The organism is Mobiluncus curtisii subsp. curtisii ATCC 35241 (genome assembly GCF_000146285.1).
Lineage (GTDB): Bacteria > Actinomycetota > Actinomycetes > Actinomycetales > Actinomycetaceae > Mobiluncus > Mobiluncus curtisii.
The window spans coordinates 993,095-1,018,589 of sequence record NZ_GL385912.1 but is presented as its reverse complement, the minus strand read 5'-3'; the positions used below and the strand labels follow the sequence as shown (position 1 = coordinate 1,018,589).

General features: G+C 57.0%; 17 protein-coding genes and 1 tRNA gene. 11 read left to right on the top strand and 7 right to left on the bottom strand.

Annotated elements, in window-relative coordinates; translation table 11 throughout:
* Positions 1 to 208 precede the first annotated feature (208 nt).
* The 3 genes from HMPREF0574_RS04445 to HMPREF0574_RS04435 all read right to left on the bottom strand — a co-directional run bounded on the left by HMPREF0574_RS04445 (position 209) and on the right by HMPREF0574_RS04435 (position 5,752).
* Entirely contained in the window at positions 209 to 3,154 is a 2,946-nt protein-coding gene (locus HMPREF0574_RS04445) for an FAD-binding and (Fe-S)-binding domain-containing protein (RefSeq protein ID WP_004007505.1), read from the bottom strand.
* A 14-nt stretch (positions 3,155 to 3,168) separates the two neighbouring features.
* Complete coding sequence (locus tag HMPREF0574_RS04440) at positions 3,169 to 3,831, bottom strand: VTT domain-containing protein (RefSeq protein WP_013189036.1); 663 nt, start codon at positions 3,829 to 3,831, stop codon at positions 3,169 to 3,171.
* A gap of 94 nt (positions 3,832 to 3,925) precedes the next feature.
* Positions 3,926 to 5,752: a cell wall-binding repeat-containing protein gene (locus HMPREF0574_RS04435; RefSeq protein ID WP_236585811.1), complete on the bottom strand. Its 1,827-nt coding sequence runs from the start codon at positions 5,750 to 5,752 to the stop codon at positions 3,926 to 3,928.
* 116 nt (positions 5,753 to 5,868) lie between these two features.
* Here HMPREF0574_RS04435 and HMPREF0574_RS04430 point away from each other — a divergent pair, with 116 nt between their 5' ends.
* Entirely contained in the window at positions 5,869 to 9,123 is a 3,255-nt protein-coding gene (locus HMPREF0574_RS04430) for an MMPL family transporter (RefSeq protein WP_004007502.1), read from the top strand.
* A 3-nt stretch (positions 9,124 to 9,126) separates the two neighbouring features.
* Here HMPREF0574_RS04430 and HMPREF0574_RS04425 read toward each other — a convergent pair whose 3' ends face one another.
* Positions 9,127 to 9,909, bottom strand: coding sequence for a DUF4234 domain-containing protein (locus HMPREF0574_RS04425; RefSeq protein ID WP_004007501.1), 783 nt, complete (start codon positions 9,907 to 9,909; stop codon positions 9,127 to 9,129).
* A 279-nt stretch (positions 9,910 to 10,188) separates the two neighbouring features.
* On the opposite strand from HMPREF0574_RS04425, the gene HMPREF0574_RS04415 reads away from it, so the two are divergent.
* The 3 genes from HMPREF0574_RS04415 to HMPREF0574_RS04405 all read left to right on the top strand — a co-directional run bounded on the left by HMPREF0574_RS04415 (position 10,189) and on the right by HMPREF0574_RS04405 (position 14,477).
* Complete coding sequence (locus HMPREF0574_RS04415; RefSeq protein WP_169761436.1) at positions 10,189 to 11,292, top strand: beta-carotene 15,15'-monooxygenase; 1,104 nt, start codon at positions 10,189 to 10,191, stop codon at positions 11,290 to 11,292.
* A gap of 119 nt (positions 11,293 to 11,411) precedes the next feature.
* Positions 11,412 to 12,944 carry a Re/Si-specific NAD(P)(+) transhydrogenase subunit alpha gene (locus HMPREF0574_RS04410; RefSeq protein WP_004007499.1) on the top strand — a complete coding sequence of 511 codons (1,533 nt, stop codon included), beginning with the start codon at positions 11,412 to 11,414 and terminating at the stop codon, positions 12,942 to 12,944.
* Positions 12,945 to 12,947: 3 nt separating this feature from the next.
* The gene (locus HMPREF0574_RS04405; protein WP_004007498.1) at positions 12,948 to 14,477 is read left to right on the top strand and encodes an NAD(P)(+) transhydrogenase (Re/Si-specific) subunit beta; all 1,530 of its coding nucleotides are present in this window, start codon (positions 12,948 to 12,950) and stop codon (positions 14,475 to 14,477) included.
* A gap of 159 nt (positions 14,478 to 14,636) precedes the next feature.
* Here HMPREF0574_RS04405 and HMPREF0574_RS04400 read toward each other — a convergent pair whose 3' ends face one another.
* From HMPREF0574_RS04400 to HMPREF0574_RS04390, 3 genes are all read right to left on the bottom strand, one after another.
* Entirely contained in the window at positions 14,637 to 15,269 is a 633-nt protein-coding gene (locus HMPREF0574_RS04400) for a hypothetical protein (protein WP_236585813.1), read from the bottom strand.
* Between the two features lie 40 nt (positions 15,270 to 15,309).
* The gene (locus tag HMPREF0574_RS04395; protein ID WP_036324894.1) at positions 15,310 to 17,286 is read right to left on the bottom strand and encodes a cell wall-binding repeat-containing protein; all 1,977 of its coding nucleotides are present in this window, start codon (positions 17,284 to 17,286) and stop codon (positions 15,310 to 15,312) included.
* Between the two features lie 304 nt (positions 17,287 to 17,590).
* Complete coding sequence (locus tag HMPREF0574_RS04390) at positions 17,591 to 18,211, bottom strand: superoxide dismutase (RefSeq protein WP_004007494.1); 621 nt, start codon at positions 18,209 to 18,211, stop codon at positions 17,591 to 17,593.
* A 180-nt stretch (positions 18,212 to 18,391) separates the two neighbouring features.
* On the opposite strand from HMPREF0574_RS04390, the gene HMPREF0574_RS04385 reads away from it, so the two are divergent.
* From HMPREF0574_RS04385 to HMPREF0574_RS04355, 7 genes are all read left to right on the top strand, one after another.
* Positions 18,392 to 18,476: transfer RNA gene (locus HMPREF0574_RS04385), tRNA-Ser, on the top strand.
* Between the two features lie 463 nt (positions 18,477 to 18,939).
* Positions 18,940 to 19,191 (top strand): toxin, encoded by a 252-nt coding sequence (locus tag HMPREF0574_RS04380; RefSeq protein ID WP_236585814.1) that lies wholly within the window; start codon positions 18,940 to 18,942, stop codon positions 19,189 to 19,191.
* A complete protein-coding gene (locus tag HMPREF0574_RS04375) occupies positions 19,184 to 19,477 on the top strand; it encodes a hypothetical protein (protein ID WP_004007492.1) in 294 nt (97 codons plus the stop codon). Before HMPREF0574_RS04380 ends, HMPREF0574_RS04375 begins: the two co-directional genes overlap by 8 nt.
* A gap of 350 nt (positions 19,478 to 19,827) precedes the next feature.
* A complete protein-coding gene (locus HMPREF0574_RS04370; protein WP_004007491.1) occupies positions 19,828 to 21,543 on the top strand; it encodes a peptide ABC transporter substrate-binding protein in 1,716 nt (571 codons plus the stop codon).
* Between the two features lie 170 nt (positions 21,544 to 21,713).
* A complete protein-coding gene (locus tag HMPREF0574_RS04365; RefSeq protein ID WP_004008896.1) occupies positions 21,714 to 22,640 on the top strand; it encodes an ABC transporter permease in 927 nt (308 codons plus the stop codon).
* Between the two features lie 10 nt (positions 22,641 to 22,650).
* The gene (locus HMPREF0574_RS04360; RefSeq protein WP_036324892.1) at positions 22,651 to 23,619 is read left to right on the top strand and encodes an ABC transporter permease; all 969 of its coding nucleotides are present in this window, start codon (positions 22,651 to 22,653) and stop codon (positions 23,617 to 23,619) included.
* Between the two features lie 2 nt (positions 23,620 to 23,621).
* Positions 23,622 to 25,463, top strand: coding sequence for a dipeptide ABC transporter ATP-binding protein (locus HMPREF0574_RS04355; RefSeq protein WP_004007488.1), 1,842 nt, complete (start codon positions 23,622 to 23,624; stop codon positions 25,461 to 25,463).
* Positions 25,464 to 25,495: the final 32 nt, after the last annotated feature.

The window sequence follows — 25,495 nt, the reverse complement described above, 5'->3', positions numbered from 1 at the left end:
GACTTGTCTGGTTTCATGGGGCGCGCGTGGATTATAGGGTGGGATTTGGGCAGTAGCTGCCAATAATGGCAGCTACTGCCCAAATCCCACCTCATATTCACACCCCAGCGAGTATCTCTGGATTTATGGGAGCGCGCATACCTGGATTCACCGGGTGTTTTCCGGGTGCTCTTTGGTTGATTTGGTGCGGAATCGTCGCGCAGTGGGGTTAGGCTTCGACGCGAGCGCTGGGTCCCAGCAGCAGTCGCGCTAGGTGAATCCCGTGGCTGCTCGCCAGCTGTTCCGCCTGAGTACGGCAGCTGAAGCCGTCAGCTAGGAAGATCGCGTTCGGGTGTTCACGCAGGGCGGGCAGTAAGGCGTGTTCGGCAATCCGCTTTGAAACCTCGACGTGGCCGCGTTCCATGCCGAAATTGCCTGCCATGCCGCAGCATCCTGCCAGTTCTACGACCTCTGCCCCGGTGGCTGCCAGCAGCTTGCGGTCGGTTTCCCAGCCCAGGACGCTGTAGTGGTGGCAATGTGGCTGGGCAACGACCTGGACTCCGCGCAAATCCGGTAACTGCCAGACATCTGGGTTCGGGGCAGTCTCAGGGTCACTGAGCAGCTCTGCCAAAGTTCGCGTGGCTCGGGCAATAGCGTGCGCGCGCGGATCATCGGGGAGTAAACGTTCCAGGTCATCGCGCAAGGTCGCGGTGCAGGATGGCTCCACGCCGACGATTGGAATCCCGTTAACTGCCAGGGGCCCCAGAATCTGACAGAGGTGCCGCATATTGTGTCGGGCTTTCTCCAACTGTCCGGTGGTCACATAGGTCAGCCCGCAGCAAGCCGGACGCGGTACATACACCTGGTATCCCGCCGTTTCCAGCAGCTCCACTACCGCTTCAGCACCATCGGGGGCGATTCCCTCCGAGAAAGAATCTGCCCACACGGCGACCCACGGTTTAGCTTCGGGAGCGGGTTGGCTGCCCTCGCGCGCTGATGCGGCAGCAACATTGACTCGTTCCGTAGCCTCCGGTGTCGAATCCGTGTGTGGGCTCACCAGCCCGTCCGTGTCGAATTCCGGTTCGGCAGCGTATCCGCCGTGACGCCGTGTCCAAGTCCGGAATGACTCGGAGGCAAAATGCGCCATCTGACGGCTTGGATCGAGCCCGAACAGCCGAAACACCAGGCGGCGAATCCACCCTACCCCGAAAACACTGTTTGCCAGACCCGCTCCGCCGGGAATCCGTCGCGCCAAACGCAGCCACCCCGGCAATCGACCCAACAGGTAATGCGAGCGGGGTCGCAACGACCGGCGATACGCCCGATACAGCGACTCGGATTTGTACGCCGCCATGTCTATCCCGGTCGGGCAAGCCGTGGAACACGCCTTACATGCTAAGCACAAGTCGAGAGCTCGCAACAGGTTCGGGTCGCGAAAATTCTTAATGAGCGTGCCGTTCGTGACTTCTTGGAGCACCCTGGCGCGTCCGCGGGTGGCATCCTTTTCCTGACCAGTCGCCAGATAGCTGGGGCACATCCAAGCGTTCTTAACCTGGTTCATTGCCAAGCATTTGCCGACTCCGGTGCAGCGATGCACCGCGGCGGTAAAGTCCTTGTCTTTCGGGAAAGTAAAGCCTTGACCGGGCAGAGCCGGAATGACCTGAGCCGCTGTCAGACGCAGATTTTGATCCAGTGGATCAGGATTGACTAAGACGCCAGGATTCAGCAAACCCCGCGGATCAAACAGGGCTTTGACCTGCTTAAACAAATCAATCAGTGCGGGGGAATACATCCGCGGCAGCAACTCTGAGCGAGCCCGACCGTCTCCGTGCTCGCCTGAAAGCGAACCATGATGCTTGCCTACCAGGTCAGCGGCACGTTCCAAGAACTCCCGTGAACGCCCCTGCCCTGCCTCTGCCCCCAACGGCAGGTTCAACCGCACGTGCAAACAGCCGTCACCGAGATGCCCATAGAGCATCCCGTCCACGTTCATCTCCCGCATCAAATCGGTGAAATCTCGCAGATACGCCGCCAAATTCTGGGGCGGAACCGCAGCATCCTCCCAGCCAGGCCACGCCGGATCATTGCCGCTCCCGTCCGGGTTCAGCGGGGTGCGTCCGCCCAACCCGGCTCCATCGGCGCGAATCCGCCAAAGTTTGGTGGCTTGCGTGGACGGGGGCAGCACCAGGGTGGCGCGGGTGTTGGCAGCTTGCGCCAGGTCATTGGCACGAGCCAGGGTGGTCTCCAAATCCTCGGTGGCGCTGCCCATCTCTACCAACAGCCAAGCATTACCCTCCGGCAGCTCAGGCAGCTCACCAACCCCCGGCTTTTGCGCCAAAGTGTAAACCAAACGGGAATCCATGCCCTCCACCGCGAGGGGCGAAAAGTCATTAATCAGCGGCACATCGGTGGCAGCGGCAATCATGTCGGGGTATCCCAGCACCACCATCACCGGCGCGGTCGGCACCGGCACCAGACGAAGCGTGGCACGCAGCACACTGACCAGAGTCCCCTCACTGCCAACCAAGAATTTTGCCAGGTCGCGCCCGTTTTCCGGCAGCAGGTGTTCCAGTGAATACCCCGAAACTTGCCGGTGAAAACGCCCGCATTCCGTGCGAATCAGCGCCAGATTTTCGTCAACTAGGCGCTGCAAACCTGGTACCGCGTCCAGCGCACCCGCGCCGGAGGCGGCGGTAAATTCCCGCCCAAATCCGTCGATAACGTCCAACGAAATGACATTGTCCGCCACGCGTCCCCAGGCTTGGGCGTGCGGACCGCAAGCATTGTTGCCAATCGAGCCTCCGACGGTGGCTCGCGTCCAAGTGGATGGATCGGGACCGAAACGCAGCCCAAAGGGCGCTCCGACCTTTTGAATATCGGCGAGCACCACGCCTGGCTCCACCGTAATCTGACGTGCGGAAGGATCAAAGGACAAAATCCGGTTGCAGTGGTGTGAGGTATCTATGACCAGACCGGGTCCGATAGAGTTGCCGGAACATGAGGTGCCGCGACCGCGCATCGTGAGGGGTACGCCGGTGGAGAGAGCCTCCAAAATCGTGTCACGCAGTTGGCCAAGGTCTTTCGGCTGAGCAATCCGGTCGGGCACGATGCGATAGTTTGAGGCATCCGTCGAATAAATGGCCCGATTCAGGGGATCTTGGAGGTATTTCACCATGGCCCTAGTGTATGTTACTTTTCCTCAGCATCTCCGCTTTCCGGAGTTTTGCTCAGGGTCTTTTTCAAAATTCCCAGCGCAATGGGGATGACTGACGCCGCGATGATGATAACGGCGATGAGCTCCACATTGTTGCGGATAAAGGGCACTCCGCCCAGCGAAATCCCCGCGACGATGAACACCCCGGTCCAGGCAATACTGCCGATGACGTTCCACAGGGTGAAATGCGCCCAGCCGTAACGCCCGATACCGGCAGCGATAGGCACGAAGGTGCGCGCGAAGGGGATGAAACGTCCCAACACCACCGCGGGACCACCCCACTTGTGAAAGAACACTTGGGCACTATCTAAGTATTCGGTTTTCAACACGCGAGCGTCAGGTTTAAAGAACCTCTCGCCGAACAGCAGCCCGAACCAGTAGCCGACTTGGGCGCCGGCTATCGCTGCCACAATCAGCACGAACAGGATTACGGCGAGGTTTACCGGCATCCGGTCTTGGAGCAGCCCCAACGCAAACAGCATCGAGTCGCCGGGCAACACGGGGAACAGCACTCCGGACTCGATGAACACAATGAGTGCGACAATGGCGACCATCCACACCCCATAGGCGGAAATGAGGTGTTCCAACAGGGCGTCGGGGTCTTTTAACCATTCCAGCAAATTCGCAGTAAAAACCATGGTTCCAATCTTAATCAATGTCGAGAGTCAGGGATTCTGGTCGCAGCGCAAACGCCAAACCGCAAACGGCGAACGCCAAACCGCAAGAGGGCGGCTAGCGCAGCGCCCAGGCTACGTCCTGGTCAGACAGTGCGTTGGTGCCACCGACGATGACCCCGTGGGAGCCGGTGGATGCCCACAAACTCCGCAAAAAGGCGGGTTTCGACCCGGCGGGAGGTATCAGCACAAGTTTCGCGCCTTGCTTCACGGTGTAGGCTCCGGCTGCCAGGGCATCGGGGAAGTTCTGTCCCGACACCATCACCAGACCGTTTACGTTGCGTCCGCGGTCAAGACCGGTGGCGAGACGAAGGGCAGTGTCGTAGCGGTCTGCCCCGGTGTAGGTGGCGCTGGGATTAATGCCCGCCGAGGCGACGGCAGACTGTGCCGGACCGCCCACCGTGATGATTTTAGCGCTGGTCAAAAGGGGTTTCAGGTAGCTTTGGGTAGCGTCGGGCAGGCTGGCATGACTGGATAGCACCAGGGAGGCGCGCAGCGCTCCGGCGGCAGCGCCGGCAGCGAGGGCGTCGGGGAAATTGATGCCGTCAGCCACCAAGACCACTCTGGGGTCGCCCCCTAAAGAATCGCGATATTGCGCGACTTTCCGGGCGGTGTCGAATCGATCCGTGCCGACCAGCTCCACCAATTCCAGACCTTTGGCTGCAATCGCCGCCCGGTCGGCAGCGCTCAGACCTACGGTTCCGCCCACGCGCACGACGCGGCGCAGCCCAAATTTATCTAGGGCTTTCACGGCTTGGGAGTCCAGATGATTGCGAGAATTCGACAAGACTAGCGCCGAGCTGGTGACCCCGGAGAGCTGAGTCGCTGCCAAACCATCGGCGGCAATTAAACCGGTGGTGAGAATCAGGGTTTCCACGTTGGGAGAAGCCTCAGCAATCATCCCGGAAGTCTCCATCCGGTTGGCACCGCTGACCCGCATCACGTTTGGCGGCAGTTGCTTGAACGCCAGATTAGCCTCGCTGCCGTGCACCGACACCCCTAAACTCCTCAACCACGGCGCGAAGCGCGACATCGGTGAGGCCGCGTTAAACAGCAGCTGTTCGCTGTTATCGCTGAAAGCTGTGTGGGATTTCGAGCTGGTGATACCGACCACCTCGCCAGCAGCATTGTACAGAGGACCGCCGGAATCTCCCCGATCTACCGCCATCGGCACGGTGGCGAGGATGTTTCCGGCAGGGGGAATCTGGAAACGCTGGGCAGTCCGAGCATCCAAGGTGTTGACGTTGGCGCAGTAGTTTCCTTTGCCGCCGATCATTTGGGAGACCGCCTCGATGGTGGCGGATTCTTTAATGATGTAGTTCTGTCCGCAAATGAACAGGGGAGTACCGGGGGGTTGAATCGCCGCGCTGACCGGGGCAATGGGATGGTTCGCCGGTGTGGTCACAATCAGCGCCACGTCACCTTGTGAAGTCGTGTCCCAAGTTACCCCGGTGGCGACGGCAGGAGTCCCCGGGAGGTGGGAGTTGGCAGAATAAATCCGCGCCGGTCCTTGGGGCAGGCTCTTAAAACAGTGCGCCGCAGTCAGCACCATGTTGGGTCCGACCCAAACCCCAGAACACATGGATGCCATTCCGTCCGGGCCCGGTCCGATAATAATCTGGACTGTGGCGGGGTGCGGGTCAGGAATCTGTCCAGCTTGGGTGAATCCCATTTCGGGAGAGTTCACAAGGGGGGTCGTGCTGTTTGGTTGGTCAGCAGGAGCGGGCTGGAGGAGCTGGTGTACTTCGGTCGACAGGTCCTGAGGCGGGGTGTCGGCGGTCTCGGCGCGGGCTGGTGCCACCGGAACGATACTAACTAGGGCGAAAGCCAACATGAACAGTGCCGAAACCCACAGGGGGCGACGTAATGTAAAACCACGGAACATAAGGCCAATTATCGACTATCGGCGCGGTTTTATCCAACCCTCGCAGTTTTGCGTGCGGATAAAAACGGAGTTCCAATTCGGGTGCGACTTTCTCGCCGGATGACTACATTAGAAGTATGTATGTCAAGCTGGCGCGTTTCTTGGCCCTCAGGCCGAGGAAAGTGCTGGCATTTTGGATTTTGGTGGTCATTGCCACCTCACTGAGTGCAATGACTGGATTCGGAAATCCCCTGTGGAATCGGCTCATTTCTGATGTTCCGCAGGCGACCCCATCGGAATCTCATTCGGGGCAAGTCTTGGTGGAGAGTCACCATACCGCGGCATATTCTGTGATGGCTTACGTTTCCGGAGTCGATTTACGGGCAGAGCGGGAGCAGGCTCCGAAGCTGGCGAGTCAGCTGGATGAGTTAAAGTCTAAAGCTGAGAATCAGGGAGACGAAGCCAAGAAACTCGGCAATGAAGCGAAAGCGGCGGGGGATCCGGCTCAGACGCTGGGGGAACAGGCGCGCGCCCTCGGGGTGAAAGCGACCGAGCTGGGCAACCGTGCCACCAGCTTGGGCAACCAAGCTAAATCCCTGGGGCATGAAGCGCAGGCGGCGGGAGCGAAAGCGCAAGATTTGAAGGCGCAAGCCGAGGCTGCCGGAGCAAAAGCACAGGCGGCGGGAGCGAAAGCGCAAGATTTGAAGGCGCAAGCCGAGGCTGCCGGAGCAAAAGCACAGGCGGCGGGAGCGAAAGCGCGAGAGTTGCAGGCGCAAGCCGAGGCTGCCGGAGCAAAAGCACAACAGCTCGCCACCAGTGGCGATATGGCGGGTGCTGGGGCAGCAAAAGCGCAAGCGGAACAACTTGGCGCCGCGGCACAGCAGGCAGGCGCCGAAGCCCAAGAACAGGGCGCTGCTGCCCAACAACTTGGCGCCCAAGCCCAAGCTGCCGGCACCGAAGCCCAGACCCAGGCCGCTAGTGCTCAAGAAATCGGTGCCCAAGCGCAGGCAGCTGGACAACGGGCGCTTGCCAGCGGAAACCAAGCGCAAAGTCTCGCCGCGCAAGCCCGCCGGCTCGGCAACCAAGCCAAAGCGAAAGGCAACCGGGCGCGGGAACTGGGCAATCAGGCAAAAGATAAGGGGGACATTGCCCAAGACCTGGCAGACCGCGCGCAAGCCATCGGTGACGGTGCAAAAGCGCTGGGTGATAAAGCCAAAGCGCTGTCCGAACCCGACTGGCCCGTTTCGAAAGCCCTGCACACCGAGCTGAAAAAGTTTGAAAAGACCCTTAAAGAGATGCCTCACGTAGACAAGGTGTCTTATCCATTCGTGGCATACAATGCCATGCTCGATCCCCAAGCGCGGGAACTGGTGGCAAAAGACGGTCAGGGGTTCGTCATCGTAGCGACTATGGATTTGCGGGTGAATGGGAAAGCCCAAGAGGATCCGCCGGAACAGTTCGAGCCGGACGTTAGGAACGTGGAGAAGGCTTTTGAAAAGCTGGAGGTCACGCTGAAATCGGCGCTGCCCAAAGACGCCGTGCAATCGGATTTCCAGGTGCGAATCACGGACTCAGACTTGGTAAACGATGCGGGAATCCAGACCCTAAAGCGAGACTTGGTGCGTTCCGAATCAATTGGTATCCCGCTGTCTTTCTTAATTATGGCGGTGGTGTTTGGAGGATTTTTGGCGGCTTTGCTGCCACTGTCCGGGGCTTTGGTGGCGATCTCTACCGCCTTGGCGATTATGTTGGGGATGACCTACCTGTTTGCACAGCAGTCTTTTGCGGTCAACGTAATCTCAGTGCTGGGATTGGGTCTATCCATCGACTATGGCTTGCTAATCGTGTCGCGCTACCACGAGGAACTTGTGCGGTTACGAGAGCTTCCTCCAGACGAGTGGGAACCGGACTTTTCCGGGGTGAAAAAACCCAAGACTCGTGAGCGGTTGGAGGCTTTGAACCCGCGCTATCTGCGGGCTTTGGAAATCACCCTGGCAACCGCGGGGCGAACCACGTTCTTTAGTGCCCTGACCGTAGCGATTGCCGCCTCCGGAATGATTTTCTTCCGCCCGGAACTGTTGAAGTCACTGGGAATCGCAGGGTTTTCTACCGTGCTGCTGGCGATGATTGCCGCGCTGACTTTAGTGTCCGCCCTCATGTTCATGGCGTCTGCCCACCTGGAAAAGCCTTCGCTTCTGTCCCGGATTCCGTTCTTGAGCCGTTTCATGGGCAACGTCGAGCCGGCACATGTGAAGCACCGGGTGAAACAGAGCCTAGATCCGCAGGGTGCGCCGGAAGTTGACCCGGAGACAGAAAACACGTTCTTTTACCGCATCTCAGTCGGGGTAACCCGCCGTCCCTGGCTGTCATTCATTGTCTCGGCGGTCGTTTTGGTGGCAGCGTGCCTGCCGCTGGCGACCCTGAACCTGCGCAACTCGCTGCTGGACATGCTGCCAGTCCAGAACGAACAGAGGCTTTTGTACGAAGATTTGGCAGCGCAAGTGCCGCGCACGGGACTGCCCCCGGTGCGTATCGTGGCGGAGGACACCACGCCCGAAGAACTCGATGCGTGGACCGCGGCAAACCTTCACGACATCAAAGGTATCGCCCAAGTTTTCGCTGCTGCACAACTGAGCGATACCAAAGACTCCGTGGTGATTGTGGATTTGGAAACCACGGATGCTGGTTCCCCGGAAGCGGAGCGGGTCGTGCAGGAAATTCGGGATAAACCCCACGATTTCCAACGCTATGTCATCGGTCAGGCGGCGAACCAAATCGATTTCATCTCTTCGCTGGCGCAAGGCTTGCCCTGGGTGCTTAGCGTGCTGGTGATAATCACTATCATCCTGTTATTCCTGATGACTGGCTCGATAGTGATACCGCTGCAAGCCCTGGTAATAAACACGTTGTCACTGATGGCAACCCTGGGAATCTCCACCTTGGTCTTTGTGGATGGTTTCGGGGTGGAGCTACTGGGGGCGCAGAAGCTGCCGGGGCTGGAGTCTTACGTGGTCGTGATGCTGATGTGTTTCGGCTTCGGGCTGTCGATGGACTATGAGCTGTTCCTATTGTCTCGGATGAAAGAGGTGTGGGACGAGACCGGGTCGGCACGTCTGTCCGTGATTCAAGGTTTGTCGAGATCAGCGCGGATTGTTACTTCCGCAGCGACCATTTTGGTCTTTGTGTTCCTCGCGTTCGTGACCGGACACATGATTGTGTTGAAGCAGGTTGGATTTATTTTGGCGTTGGCGGTCGCCTTTGACGCCACTATCGTCCGGATGGTACTGGTGCCTTCCGTGATGGCTCTGTTTGGACGGGTGAACTGGTGGGCGCCACGACCCCTCCGTCGGTTGCATAACCGGTTCTCAGAACGAATCGGTCACTGGGAATAGGGATTACCGGTAAACGTTGACTACGGTCTGAACCGGCTGGGTGACCTGCATTTGTTGCATTTCCAAGTTGGCATCAGCATTCAGCAAGTTCATGGCCTTAACCCACTTAATCGCGCCAACGAACGGTCCAATCAAAATTAGCGTACCGGGAATCATCCACAAAAGTTCATTGAGCAGGCTGAAGTTGTAATTAATCTGGCGAACCTTTATTTGGTTCTCGATACGTAGAAATACTTTAATTATCCAGACAATTGACCCAATGCCGAGGGTCAGCGGTCCGACGATAAAAATCAGCAAGAGGTAGTTCATTGTTTTCTTGCCGTCTCTCCAAGCCACAGTGTTGAGGTCTTCGGTCATGGCGTACATAAAAATCAGACCGTAAATACCGAAGGTGAGCGGAGAAAGGAAAAAATATGCCCAGAAGCTGCGATTGGTTTTAAACCTGCCCATCCGTCCTTGCTGTAATAACGCCGTGGGGTCTTTGAGCGGGCTAGGGGAAAAGTTTTGCGGCGCATTTGGCGGTGTGACGCTGGCAGGTTGATTGGTGACGGTTACAGTTGCGGGAGCAGTCGCATTAGCTGCCGGGGTCTGCGTTGCGTCCTGTCCCAGAGCGTCTGTGCCTGGGGTCGGGGCAGCAACCTTCGCTTCTGACGATGCCGAGGGCTCTGATGCTCCGGGGAAAGTCTGTCCGAAAGGTGAAAGTCCTGGGGTAAAAACGGAAACGTGAGGGGTATAGTCTGGCTTAGCGATACTACCATCGGTGTTGGGCAGGAATGGGCTGGTCACTTGAGATTCCTTCCACTAGCGGATACTCAAATTGCTACGGTCAGTGTAACGTTCTGAGGCGGAAATAATACGAAGTTGGGGACTGTATTTTCCGCAACCATCCCGCCCCTTTGGTCAGAAGCGTTAGGGAAGCTCCTGTCGACGAACTTGGTCAACGACAGGCGCCTAGCTACGGCGCGGACCGCACTATGACAATAACGAAGTCTTATAGCCGTTCGGCAACCTTTAGGTCGGTGGTAAGGTGACGTTTAACGCAAAGTCGATTGAAAGGAAACCTAAGTGTCTACTCCTTCCAGCCCCGCAGGTTTTCAAGCCAATGGTCCATCCAGCCACGCTGCGGCTCACTCCAGTCAGACGCAGCCGGTTCAGCAGCAGACACCGAATCCGCCTCAGCTTGATCCAGATTTGCCACCGCCCCCGCTAGCATCCGATGCGGTATTTTCGCCACCTTCCGCGCCGGCACCCGGCGCAGCTCCCCAACCAATGCCGGGCTATCCGCAACCCCCGATGAACTCCCCTTCGGCTCCGACCATGCCGCAGACCCCGCAGGCGCCGCAACCGACTCAGCCCGTTCCACCTGTCTCGCCCACCCCCACTTATGCGACTCCCGGACAGGTGCCCCCTGGTCAGCCCGTGCCAGGATACGTTCCACAGCCCGGCGCTAATGTCTATGGGACTACACCCGGTTACCCAGCAGCGCCACCAGTGACCCCTAAAACTCCCAGTCAGGTGCCGCAGGCTTTCGTTGATTCTTTAGTCAACCCCTTCAAAGGGGAAACCGTCAAAACCATTCTCGACAATAGCCACATCAAAGAATGGTGGTTCGCCTCGGCAGGGGCATTCAGCATTGTCTATGGGATTTACGGGGCCTTTTTTGCCGGAGCTGCAGCTATAAACGGCACCTTTTCGGCTCTGCTTATTGCCTTAATTAATCTTTTGCTCAATCTGGTATTGGGTGGAGGCATCACATTCGGATTGATTTCGCTGCGGTCGGTATTGCTCATGGCAGAATCCAAATTCCACAAGACCCCCATCACATTCACGCAAGCAGCAAACATTGTGGGTACAGGTCTGGTGCTGCCGACTGTGATAATGATTCCGACCATTATCATCACCGCATTCATGAACGGTTTTCTCACTTCGCCATTTTTCACGCTGTTTAATTTTATGTGGTACATAGTGATACCGGCAGCGTTCTTGATGCTAGAGATTAACTGCACCATAGCGATGAAACTGTTGAACCCGGATTCAACCCGCTGGAACATATCTATTCAGATTGCGTCCGTGGCTGCCATCTTGCTGGCAATCTCCATCGTAAACAGCTTGGTGAATAATTATGTACCTTCGATTGCGTCCCTGATTGATTACGTTACGCCCTACTAGACGCCACACAGCCGACCTTTTTAGCGTTGACGGTTCCTGATAAGCTGGTTGTATCACGGGAAAACCCCGCGCGACGGCTCAAACGTCGTCAACTAAGTTAAGTATTTCAGGAGTTATACGTGCGCATAGGAATACCGAGAGAGCCCGCTGAGGGGCAAAAACTGGTATCTGCCACACCTGACACCGTTGGCAAACTGATTAAGTTGGGCTATGAGGTCATCGTCGAAGCCGGAGCTGGCGTTGACGCATCGTACCCGGACCAGCTGTATCGCGATGCCGGTGCCGAAGTGGTGGGACCACAGGAAGTTTGGCAGGCAGACATTGTCACGACTTTGGACACCCCGCCGCAAGACAAAATCGATCAGTTGCGCGAAGGCACCGTGTTGATTTCACGCCTCGGGGTGCGTATTCATCCCGAAATCGCCGAAGTGTTCGCCGAGCGAAACGTGACCGCGATTTCAATGGATGCCGTGCCGCGTATTACCCGTGCTCAGGCGATGGACGTGCTGTCCTCGATGGCAAATATCGCTGGTTACCGGGCAGTTATCGAAGCCGCTAATGCCTTCGGGCGCTTGTTCACCGGTCAGGTCACCGCTGCCGGCAAGATGCCCCCCGCCAAGGTTTACGTTATCGGCGCGGGTGTCGCCGGGCTTGCAGCCATCGGCACCGCGAACTCGATGGGTGCCATCGTCCAAGCCACCGACGTGCGTGCCGCCGCTGCCGAACAGGTGGAATCCATGGGCGCCGAATTCGTAGAGATTCCCGCCCCCGCTCAGGAATCCTCCGACGGCTACGCCAAGGAAATGAGTGAGGATCAAGCCAAAGCAGCCCTGAAACTCTATACCGAACAGGCAGCTGCATCCGACATCGTGATTACCACTGCCCAGATTCCGGGTCGTCCCGCGCCACTGCTGCTCACGGCAGAAGCGGTGGCGGGCATGAAGCCCGGTTCCGTCATCGTGGACATGGCGGGCGGCAACTGTGAACTGACCAAGGCCGGGGAAGTCGTCGTCACCGATAACGGCGTAACCATCATTGGCTTCACCGACCTTGCCAACCGTCTGCCCGGTCAGGCCTCCCAGCTCTATGGGCAAAACATTGTGAATCTCATGAAGCTGATGACCCCGGAAAAGGACGGCAACATCGTCTTTAACCTGGACGATGAAGTCGTGCGGTCCATCACTATTGCCCGCGAAAAGGACGTGCTGTGGCCCCCGCCAGCCATTTCAGTATCGGCAGCCCCTGCCAAGCCCGCCCCCGGCGCGGCAACGCCCGCGGCGCCGGAACCGGAAAAGCCAAAGTCCCACGCCATGCGGAACTTCTGGATTTTTGTGGCAGCCGTGCTGGGCATAGCCCTGGTCGCAGTGACACCATTCTCAATGCTGCCCTACTACATTATTTTGGCGCTGGCGATTGTGGCAGGGTTCTATGTCATTACCAACGTGACCCACTCGCTACACACCCCGCTGATGAGCGAAACGAACGCTATCTCGGGCATCATCCTGGTCGGTGCGATTCTGTCGCTGGCACAATCGACCTCGTGGATTGTGACCGGTCTGGCTGGTTTGGCAATCCTAATCGCATCCATCAACATTTTCGGCGGTTTCTTCGTGACCCACCGAATGCTCAAGATGTTCCAGAAGGAGGACTAAGCCATGTTGCCCACACTTGTGAATTTTGCGGCTAACGCAACTGATCATGCCGACATGACCACCCTCGCTTACTGGAGTGAACACGTCGAATACTTCGCCTACCTCATCGCCGCCCTGCTGTTCATCATGGCACTGGCAGGTCTGTCTAACCAGGCCAGCGCCCTGCGCGGCAACAAGTTCGGTATCGCCGGCATGAGCATCGCGCTGGTGTCGATTATCTTTGTCGCCCTGACCGCCACCCCGCCGGCAAACGCCGTGACTCACGTCGGTCAAACGGCCGCTATCCTGGCAGGATGTATGCTGCTGGGGGCGATTATCGGCTTGTGGAAAGCCAAGAACGTTAAGATGACGGGAATGCCCGAACTCATCGCCTTGCTGCACTCGTTTGTAGGTCTGGCAGCGGTGCTGGTCGGGTTCAACACCTTCATGGAGCTTTCGGGCACCGCCAACGCGGAAACTGTCCGTGACATGGGTTTCCACCTCGGCGAAGTCGGGATTGGCATCTTTATCGGCGCGGTGACATTTACCGGTTCCATCATCGCCTACCTGAAACTCTCGGCAAAGATTAAAGGCAAGCCGTTAATGCTGCCGGCGCGTAACTTCCTCAATATCCTGATGATTTTGGCAGTTGTCGCCATGATTGTGTGGATGATTGTCGCCAAGCGAACCGACCCGGCAAGCGCCGATGCGGCTCTGGTTCAGCAGCAGTGGATTGCTCTGGGCGTTCTGACCGCGATTTCCCTGGTGCTCGGCTTGCACCTGGTGGCAGCCATTGGCGGTGGGGATATGCCGGTGGTCGTGTCCATGCTGAACTCGTACTCCGGCTGGGCGGCCGCGGCGGCGGGCTTTATGCTGTCCAACCCGCTGTTGATTATCGTCGGTGCCCTGGTCGGCTCCTCCGGTGCGTTCCTGTCCTACATCATGTGTAAAGGCATGGGTCGCTCGTTTATCTCCGTTATCCTCGGTGGTTTCGGCGAGGGCGCGGGCCCGAAGCAGGAAGCCAAGGATTACGGTGAACACACCGAAATCAAAGCTCCCGAAGCCGCGGAGATTTTGAAGGGCGCCAAGTCCGTCATCATCACTCCCGGTTACGGCATGGCTACCGCGGGTGCGCAGTTTGCGGTCGCGGACTTGACCAAGAAACTGCGCGAGGCGGGCGTGGAGGTTCGTTTCGGGATTCACCCGGTGGCAGGGCGTCTACCCGGTCATATGAACGTGCTGTTGGCAGAGGCCAAAGTGCCTTATGACATCGTGCTGGAGATGGATGAGATTAACGACGATTTCCCCGATACTGACGTGGTCCTGGTCATCGGCGCAAACGACACTGTGAATCCTGACGCCTACGAGCCGGGCTCTCCGATTGCGGGGATGCCGGTGCTCCACGTCTGGGAGGCGGGGCGCGTGATTATCTTCAAGCGTTCGATGGCGACCGGCTATGCCGGGGTGCAAAATCCGCTGTTCTTTAACGAGAACTCGGACATGCTCTTTGGCGATGCCAAGGCCTCCGTGGAGGAAATAATTAAGAATCTGTGAGGCTTTGCCCAGTGGTTTCCCCTGCCTTTCGGCAGGGGAAACCGTGTTTAAGCCCCAAAAACAACCCGACGTTAACCGACCGCAAAACAATTCGTTCGTGCGCACGACTCGTGACTGCCACCAAAATCGCACCGGGCAACGACGGCGCAGGCAGGGGTGCTAGCCGAAAATAACCGGCCAGGTCGGCAGGCACCAGGTCACTTGATCCAGGGATTTATCGAGCTGGGTGCGGCTCTCTACATACTTTGGATTTTGTGCCGGGGCAGTGCCCTCGTCCAGCAAACGCTGCGCCGCCTCCGGATCTGTGTACTCGGGAATTTCACCGGAGATTAACCGCGGCTCTATCTCCACAATCTTGTGCAAATTGTCCAACGCCTTTCGCGCGTCGCGATCCGTTCCACCAGCAGCGGCAAATTCCGCATAGTGCTTGGGCAGAATCTGCAAAAACTGTGCCCATTCGGGGGCCGCATTGACCGTTCCTGCGTTCGGGTTGGTCTGTTGGGCTTGAATCTGAGCTACTCGTTGCGTAAACGTTTTGCCTTGCGGAGACTGCTCCAGAAGGTTGCTCAAGACCGTATCCATGGCAGCACACCCTTTCGAACCAGCCTTCACCGGGGGCAGTTGGGCATTTGGTCCTGCCGAAGATTTCACGGTCGGACCCGCCGGACTCGGGGTGTCATCCCCTGCGCGACGCGACGACCGCCACGACCACACTCCTGCTGCCAGCACCACAGCCATGATGACGGCAACCAAAATCACGAAAACGCGAGTACGGCTCATCCGAAACGACACCGAGACCTGCCTTGCTTACGGTTATCCGGGGGGCATCCGGCTAGGTCGCCAGAGGGCGAACGATGTAAGGAGCGATATTGCCCCATTTATACAGAGGGCGCTGCCTGGTGTAACCGTAGCTGGACTCAATAACTTGGTTCGATCCCACGTATATCGCGACGTGATAGATGCCCCCGCGTCCCTGCCAAAATACCAGATCACCAGGAATTCGGTAGGCGAACGGGAGCTTCTGCAGACCGGGGTGCGCATAAAGCTGCTTGGAAGTGCGATAGGTGGGTGCCGCGTGGGAAATGACATTAATCGGCTGCGGGTCGATGCCGGCTGCATACAGAGCTTGCAGAGCCAGTCCCGAACAGTCGTAACCATCGCCGGTCGGACCCGCACCGCCCCACGTGTAGGGAGTGCCGATTTGACCGCGAGCAAAGGAAAGCATGGCATCTATCCGCTGCTCCCGATTGGCTTTGAGCGGAGGAGGTTGCATCTGGAAATTATCCATATTCCAAGGGCGCCCGGTCAGCCTGACCCAAGTGGCGTAATCCACTACGCCCGAGGCGGGCAGCCCGCTGCGACGTTGGAAACGCACCACTGCATTCCTGGTCGCGCGATCAAAAGTCATACTGGCATTTAGCGGAACCCCAACCCCCAGACGGGCGCGCACTTCCCGCACTTTGGTTCCATTCCACCCCGATTGGGGCACCACGGTACCCGGCGGAGGAGTAATTTTGTCCACAGCTTGCAGATAGTAGCCTGGAGCGACCCATCCCCGCGCCACCGGTCGAGTCTGCAAGCAAGGCTTAGCGGGGTTTTGTGCATACTCATTTGCAGCGTTGAGGACCTCCGGGGTGACAGTGCTGTCACCACCCAGGGCGATGACTTTCTTGATGCCGCTGGTGCGGATATGCTCGCACACTGCATAAGGCAGCCAATCCGGTTCGGTCAACAGAACGCTGCCGTCATCGAGACGACCTCCCGCAGCCACGCTGTCGGCTAAAACCAAACCATTGGTCAGGTAGGCAATTTGTACCTCGGGATGGTCTTTCATGACCTGTTTGGAAACTTCCACCGCGGTTGCGTAACGATGCGGACCTGCCAGGTATCTGGTGGGTTTATAGGACCCCAACTGGTTGGATCCGAGTTGGACGATTTCCTTGGCTCCCAGATGAGAAATAACATCCAGGGTGTCCGCAGAGAGCCCGTTTTGGCGCGAACCGAAGAGAATCGGGCCGTTACGCAGGGACGCGCCGGTGAGGGCATCTGGTCCAATGACGCCTTGTGAACCCGTGCCATCGGTAACATAAACGATGTTCGAGCCGTCCGGGAAAGCGTATTTGGCGATTTCGTTAGCGGTTTCAAAGCGGTCCGCTCCCGCTATCCGTTCCAGCTCGGTCGTCTCAGACACTTTGGCTTGCTCCAGGACTTTTTCCGGAATCGACCCGGTGCCGCCCAGCGCGATAACTTTCTCAGGTTTGATTTCCTGCAGATAGGCTTTGACGGCGGCGTGTAAGTTGTGGCTGGCGGTTAGCAAGACAGGCCCATCCCGCAGCGAACCGGCCGCCATCGCGTCGGCGAGTTTCCACCCTTCTGCCAGATAGACAGTCTTTGGGGGAGTAATAAAGGCATAGCGGGCGATGGTGACGGCAGTCTCAAACCTGCTGACTCCCGCGACTCGGGACAAATCAGGGCGTCCCGCGGGAGTCGCCCCAGCGAGGGTGGGAACCAAATTGGGGGCACCGGCAGAAACTGGGCTGTCCGGTGAAATATGGCTACCAGGCGGAACCGGGGAATCTGAGCCGGGTACGCCCGCATTACCGGGAGTGTTTCGCGGTAACGCGTGGGCGCTGGGGTCTTGCGGGTCGGGGCTTGCAAACTCTCCCGCTGCGGGTGCTCCGGTTTGGGGCGGGTCGGTCAGGTCCTCGTCGGCATGAGCTGGTACTGTGGCAGCGAGCAAACTGGCTGCGACGGCGATGCCCGCGAAGCTGCTAATTACCGCACGTGGCGTGTGTGTGACGCGAGGCAAAATACATCACCTATCTCATCTAACCAAACAAAATCTGCAATGTTGCAGCACAAATTGTAGTTGAAATTGGTGATAAATTCCTAGGAATTTCGGGGAAAACGGGAACAATAGGTGCCGAAGTATGGACAGGCAGGGGTGGCAGGGGCAGCGTGGTTTCAGGTTTTGCTTTCAGCTGCAGCTCAGGCAAAGCCCGACAGAGAATCCTGAGTTCGGGCAAGCCGAAATCCGGAGGTGGGGCTTCGGGGGTAAAACGCGACGGTGACGACGCGAAGCGCCGCCACCGTGCGAAATAGCTGTTCTGGGTTTAGAGCACGCCGTGATGTTTAGAGGCGGCATGGAAACGGTTTTCGACCTCCGTCCAATTCACCACATTCCACCAGGCCTTGACATAGTCACCCTTGACATTCAAGTAATCCAAGTAGAAAGCGTGTTCCCACATATCCAGCATGAGCAGCGGAATCTGGGCAATCGGAACGTTCGACTGCTGGTCAAACAGTTGGAAGATGACCGGGCGACCTGCCACACTGTCCCAAGCCAGCACCGCCCAGCCCGAGCCTTGCAGCCCGGTCGCGGCGGCGGTGAAGTGCTTTTGGAAGGCTTCAAAAGAGCCGAAGTATTCATCAATCGCGGCAGCGAGTTCACCGCTGGGGCGATCCGGGGTGTCGTTGGCGGGACCCATCATCTTCCAAAAGGCAGAGTGGTTGGCGTGACCGCCCAGGTTAAAGGCGAGATCCTTTTCTAGCTGGTTAATCGTGGCAAAGTTGCCGGTCGCGCGGGCTTCTTCGAGTTTTTCCAAAGCCGTGTTCGCGCCGTTTACATAGTTAGCGTGGTGCTTGTCGTGGTGCAGCTGCATAATCTTGCCGGAGATATGCGGCTCCAGAGCAGCATAGTCGTAGGGGAGTTCGGGGAGCGTGTAAACCGCCATGTTTTGTTCCTAACTGTTACCGTCAGATCTGGGTTGACCCGACGGCTCGATTCTATCGGAGCACAGGCGAACTTTTGGCGAAGTATCGCCTATAGCAAAATCGCGGTCGCTGAATTTCTCGCTCGGCGCGGAAATATGTACAATGGTAGGCGCTGCTTTTCGTAGCCTAACTTAATACCCGGAGGATTCGCCTAGTGGCCTATGGCGCACGCTTGGAAAGCGTGTTGGGTGCAAGCCCTCGGGGGTTCGAATCCCCCATCCTCCGCAACTAGCCCCGGTTTCCGTTGAGATACCGGGGTTTTTCGTTGCTATGAGTGGGTTTAACCCCCCGCCCCACTCCCGGTTGTTTTCGGTTATTTTCGGCGTATTATGGTCTTCTAGTCCCTCGCTCGTCCCTCAAAAAACCTAAAAGAGAATTTTCGAGAGACAATCACCACACCAGAAAAAGGGGTAGCAGAAATGGGTAAAAGAAGCTTCGGAACCATCGAAAAACTCAAATCCGGCAACTACCGCGCCTACTGGAAACACGGCACCACCACAATCTAGGCAGTGACTTCAATTAGAACACCATCAGTCATCTTCCGGACTGTATTTCCTTTCGCTTTTGACACGTACTCTGTCGGGTTTTTAGTTTGTTTGGAATGGGAGATGGACAACAAAGATTCTGAAAACCTATTCTCGGCGGTACCCTCTTGTCGGTGACTACATTTATGTGGCACAATAATCGTGTGGAAGTGTTCGAATCGGCTCTTAAGCATGGGATTGACCCGGAGGATTCGCTCTATGTGGTGCAGCACTCTTTACGAAGTTTTCTGATGAGGGAAGACCCGAGGAAAGTGTTATACCTGGGTTTTTCTTCCAGTGGGCAAGCCTTGGAAGTCGTGACTGCTGAGACGGAGCTTTTCGGCGAAGCTTTGATTCATTCGATGCCCATGCGTAAGAGGTATCAAAAACTGATGGAAGGAGGACGAAATGAGTGACATACAGGTAAGGAAATTTGACGAGCTTTCCCCGGAGGAAGCGGAAATGCTGGTGCGAGACGTAGCTGAGGCTGAACGTGGTTACAGCATGGCGCAGCTTGAAGCGGGTGAGAAGCGGATGCGTGGTCGCCCTCTAAGTGTGGGAGATAGCCCAGCCGTCAAGGTGCTGCGGGTGCGCATCGACCAGGAACGTGACGTAAAACTTAGTAAATATATGAACGAGCACCACCTGACCCAGAGTGCTGCGGTGCGCGATTTGCTGGATAAAGCACTGGCAGAAGTCTAGGGACACCTCCAGGCAGCGGTCTTGCGCTAGCCAACCGGCGCTGTATAAACTCCGGAAAATTCCGGAAGATAATTGCTCGGTTGTGAATAAACAGGGGGATTTGGGCAGTAGCTGCCAATAATGGCAGCTACTGCCCAAATCCCACCTTATAATCCACGTGCACCCCCGAAAATCAGCTGAGCCGCATGAAAACCCAAAATAACGCAATGCTGCCACGGATAAACGCTGACCAATTGCGGACCTAAGGCACCGCAAATGCGGATAAAAGGTAAATGATGGGTATGTTTTTAGTTAAATTTAGGTTTTGAATGTAAACTAGCCAAGTGCCACAAAAGTGGTATTACCCGAAAATGTCGGCGACGGCGCTGATAGACAGCGCCAAGCTGAGGAAATCTTTGGAGGCTAACCTCGTGAAGAAGCAACTGACTGCCATCGCTGCTGCGGCAGCTCTGGCATTGACGATGACTGCTTGCGGATCTGGCTCGGACAGCGGAAGCGCTGAAGGCAAAACAAATGCCAATGCGGTAATTGTCGGTAACGATTCCGAGCCCCAGAACCCGCTGGTTCCCGCTAACACTAATGAAACCGGCGGCGGTTTGATTCTGGACCACATCTTTTCCGGTCTGGAATACTACGATGCCAAAGGCAACCCCCAGATGGAAGTTGCCGAATCTATCAAGTCTGACGACAACCAGAACTGGACTATTAAGATTAAGGGCGATACCAAGTTCTCGGATGGCACTCCGGTGACTTCCAAGTCTTTCGTGGATGCCTGGAACCAGGCAGTGAAGCACAACATGCTCAATGCCAGCTTCTTTGAGTCCATCCAGGGCTACGACGAAGCTTTGAAGGCAGCGGAAGACGCCACTGCAGCTGACCCCAAGAACGGTACCGGCACTGTGGACATGACCGGTCTGAACGTGGTGGATGACACAACCTTTACCGTGGCTTTGAACCAGCCGGAATCTGACTTCCCGCTGCGTTTAGGCTACTCGGCGTTCTACCCGATGCCGGAGGCTGGTATCGGCGATCCGGAAAAGGTGAAGGCTTACGGCGAAAACCCCATCACCAACGGTCCCTACCTGGTGAAAAAGGACTCCTGGAAGCATAACGAACAGATTGAACTGATTCCGAACCCGGATTATAAGGGCGATCGCAAGCCGAAGAACGGCGGGGTGACTTTCAAGTTCTACTCCACCCAGGATGCGGCTATGAGTGACTTGCAGTCTGGTTCTTTGGACGTCTTGGATGCGATTCCGGACTCCGCATTTGGAACCTACCAGGATGAGTTGGGCGACCGCTCTGTGAACGATCCTTCCGCCATCTTCCAGTCTTTCACTTTCCCGAAGTCGGATGACCGTTTCCAGGGTGAGGCTGGCGCCTTGCGTATGCAGGCTATCTCGATGGCGATTGACCGTGACGAGATTTGCAAGACCATCTTCCAGGGCACTCGGACTCCGGCGGTTGACTTCATCGCCCCGGTCATTCCCGGACACAACCCTTCTGTAAAGGGCAACGAAGTACTGAAGTTCAACCCGAAGAAGGCAAAGGAACTGTGGAAGCAAGCTGACGCGATTCAGCCGTGGACCGGTGACGTTGAGCTGGCTTACAACTCTGATGGTGGTCACCAAGCGTGGGTTGACGCGACGGCGAACTCCATTAAGAACACTCTGGGCATCGAAGCTAAGGGCGCTCCTTACCCCGACTTCAAGTCCATTCGTGACGAAGTCACCAAGCACACCATTAAGACGGCATTCCGTACCGGTTGGCAGGCAGATTACCCCTCGCCTTACAACTTCCTCGGTCCGCTTTACCGCACCGGTGGTTCCGCTAACGACGGTGAGTACTCCAACCCAGAATTCGACAAACTGCTCACGCAGGCTCTGAACACCTCTGATCAGAAGGAAGCCTTCAAGATTTACGATCAGGCTCAGGAAATCCTGATGAAGCAACTGCCGGCGATTCCGCTGTGGTACTCCAACGTCAACGGCGGTTGGGCTGAAGGTGTGCAGGGCGTCCAGTTCGACTGGCACTCCAAGCCGCTGTACTTCTACATCACCAAGTAATTTGGCGATAATTTGGGCTTGACTTGACGTGTCGAAAGACCGCCAGGAAAGCTTGAAAAATGAGCGACTGCGGCCTGGGTGGGAAATGTCACTCCCAGGCCGCAGTTACGTTTTCACTACCTTATCGAGGTAGAATCATTGCATTATTTCGATTTTGACAAGGAGGCGCCGTGGGACGATATCTCGGCCGCAGGCTCCTGCAGATTATTCCAGTGATGTTGGGTGCGACGTTGCTCATCTACGCGCTGGTGTTCCTGATGCCAGGCGATCCGATTCAAGCCCTGGGCGGTGATCGTGGTTTGAGCGAGGCTGCCGCCGCCGCCATGCGCCGGCGTTACCACTTGGATCAGCCATTCATCGTGCAATATCTGCTCTATCTGAAAGGCATCTTTACCCTAGACTTCGGACTGACGTTCTCAGGGCGGGAAGTTACCGAGGTGATGGCTTCGGCTTTCCCCGTGACCATTAAATTGGCTTTGATGGCTTTGGCGTTTGAAGCCATCTTTGGGATTGTGTTTGGGACGATTGCGGGTCTGAAGCGCGGGGGCGTCTTTGACGCCACGGTTTTGGTGGTTTCGCTGTTCGTAATTGCCGTGCCGACTTTCGTCATTGGTTTCGTGATGCAGTTCTTGATAGGGGTAAAGCTGAGATGGTTGCCCACTACGGTTGGCGGGGATACTTCCTTCGAAAGGCTGCTGATGCCCGCCATCGTGCTAGGGGCAGTGTCCTTTGCCTATGTGCTGCGCCTGACCCGCCAATCTGTCTCCGAAACTGTGTCGGCTGATTACGTGCGTACCGCTTATGCCAAGGGTCTGCGTCCCGGACGAGTCATCCGGGTGCATATCCTGCGTAACTCGCTGATTCCCGTCGCGACCTTCCTCGGTGCGGACTTGGGTGCGTTAATGGGCGGCGCGATTGTAACCGAGGGTATTTTTGCCATCAACGGCGTGGGCGGAAATATTTACCAAGCCATTATCAAAGGCGAACCTGCTACTGTCGTATCTTTTACCACCGTGTTGGTGATGGTCTACGTCCTGGCGAACCTGATAGTAGACCTGATGTATGCCCTTCTGGACCCGCGGATTCGCTACGAGTAAGGAGGGGGAAATGGCAAACGAAAACGAGAGCACTGTGGAAACGAAAAATTTGCCCGGACAGTCCCACTACGTTTCAGAAACCGACGAAACCGGTTTGGGAGCGGTAGATGCCGTAGCCGATGACCGCGCGCCTTCCTCCATGTGGGGAGAAGCCTGGAAATACCTGCGCAAACGACCCCTGTTTTGGGTGGCTGCCGCCATCATCCTGTTCGCTATTCTGCTGGCAGCTTTTCCCAGCCTGTTCACCAGTGTGGATCCGAAGTTTTGCGAGCTAAAGAACTCTTACGGCAAGCCCAGTATGGGGCACCCGTTCGGCTTCGACCGGCAGGGTTGCGACATTATGGCGCGTACAGTCTATGGGGCGCGCGCCTCCGTGATTGTGGGAATCTTAACCACCGTGGTGGTGGTGCTGATTGGGGGTACGTTTGGAACCCTGGCAGGCTTCTTTGGGGGCTGGCTAGACTCGTTCCTCTCCCGGATTACGGACATTGTTTTTGCGGTGCCGTTCCTGTTGGCAGCCATCGTAGTGATGCAGATGTTCAGGGAAAACCGCACTATCTTTACAGTGGTTTTGGTGCTGGCGGTGTTTGGATGGCCGCAAATCGCGCGGATTACGCGCGGGGCAGTGATGCAGACCAAGAACGAAGAATTCGTCAATGCCGCCAAAGCCCTGGGCGAGAGCAAGATTCGTATCATCTTGCGCCACATTGTGCCCAATGCGACCGCTCCCATGATTGTTTACGCCACCGTGGCTCTGGGGACGTTCATCGTGTCAGAAGCGACGCTGTCCTTCCTGGGGGTGGGCTTGCCTTCTGACGTGGTCAGCTGGGGTGGGGATATTTCTCGCGCCCAGTCGGCATTGCGCCAGAATCCGTCCGTGCTGTTCTATCCCGCTGGCGCGCTGGCTCTGACCGTTTTGAGCTTCATCATGATGGGTGACGTGGTTCGCGATGCCCTCGATCCGAAAGCGAGGAAGTAACGTTGAGTGACACTGCAAAGAACCTCGGCGAGGCCGCTGCTGAAGCCTCGGGTATGCCGGTATTAAACCAAGAGCTGGAAGGCGCTGACAATCCGGCTACCGCTGCCGAAATGGAAGCGACCCAAGACGAACTAATCCTGGGTTCGACCTCCTATGCAGCCGCGAAATCCGGCGAGACGATGCCCTTGCTGGAAGTTATCGATTTGGAAGTTGCTTTCAAGTCTTCTACGGGGATGGTTTCCGCTGTACGTAAAGCCAACTTCTGTGTCTATCCCGGTCAGACCATCGCTATTGTGGGTGAGTCCGGTTCCGGCAAGTCCACGGCTGCCTCTGCCATCATCGGGTTGCTGCCCGGTACGGGCAAAGTCGTGGGTGGCAAGATCCTGTTCCAGGGACACGACATCACAAGTTTGGGTCGGCGCCAGTACGTTGAATTGCGCGGTTCGCATGTCGGCATGGTGCCCCAAGATCCCATGTCGAACCTGAATCCGGTGTGGAAAATCGGTTACCAGGTGCGTGAAGCCTTGCGGGCTAACGGCAAAGCCAAAGGTCGTGAGAATGACCGAGTGGTGGAACTGCTGGAAGAAGCGGGACTGCCGGACGCGAAACGGCGCGCGAAACAGTATCCACACGAATTTTCCGGCGGGATGCGCCAACGCGCCCTCATCGCTATTGGTTTGGCTGCCGACCCGCGGCTGTTGATCGCTGACGAACCGACTTCCGCTCTGGACGTTACGGTGCAACGGCGGATTCTCGACCACCTGCAGAAGCAGACGCACGAGCGCGGCACCTCGGTACTGTTCATCACACACGACTTGGGTCTGGCAGCAGAACGGGCTTCGCACCTGGTTGTCATGCACCGGGGACGGGTGGTGGAATCCGGTCCGGCTCTGGACATCTTGAAGCAGCCCCAACATCCCTATACGAAGCGCCTGGTCAGCGCCGCGCCGTCCCTGGCTTCGCATCGTATCCAAGCTGCGAAAGACCGCGGCGAAGTCTCCGAAGATTTGCTGACCCATGGAGCCAGCCTGGAGGAATACAAGGATGAAATCATCCGTGTCGAAAACCTGACCAAGACTTTTGAGGTACGCGGCTCGAAAGGCGCTGCCAAAAAGCTCAAGGCAGTGGATGATGTGTCCTTTGCGTTGCGCAAAGGTACGACTTTGGCACTCGTGGGCGAATCCGGCTCCGGTAAATCCACGGTGGCAAACATCATCTTGAACCTCATCGACCCCACTTCGGGAAAGGTCTATTACGAAGGTACCGACCTGTCGACCCTGAACAAACGCGAGTTGTTCGATATGCGCGCGAAAATGCAGGTCGTCTTCCAAAACCCTTACGGCTCTCTCGATCCTATGTTTAGCGTCTACCGCTGTATCGAGGAACCGCTGCTGGTGCATCGCAAGGGTGACCGGAAGGCTCGGGAAGAACGCGTGGCACAGCTGCTGGATGCAGTCGCCCTGCCGCGTTCGGCGATGCGTCGCTATCCTGGAGAGCTTTCTGGCGGGCAGCGCCAGCGTGTCGCTATCGCGCGAGCTTTGGCGTTGCGTCCTGAGATTATCGTCTTGGACGAGGCCGTTTCCGCTCTGGACGTGCTGGTGCAGGAGCAGATTTTGCAGCTTTTGGCTGAGATTCAACACCGCGAACACATCAGCTACCTGTTCATCACGCATGACTTGGCAGTGGTGCGTCAGATGGCTGACGACGTGGTGGTGATGCAGCAGGGTCGGGTCATGGAAACCGGCATGGCTGACGAAATCTTTGATCACCCCTCCCAGGATTACACCAGGGACTTGATTGACGCGATTCCCGGCGCCAGCATTCCGTTGTTCAACGGCGACTAAGCGGCGTTACAATAGGACGTTGTTTTTGGAGA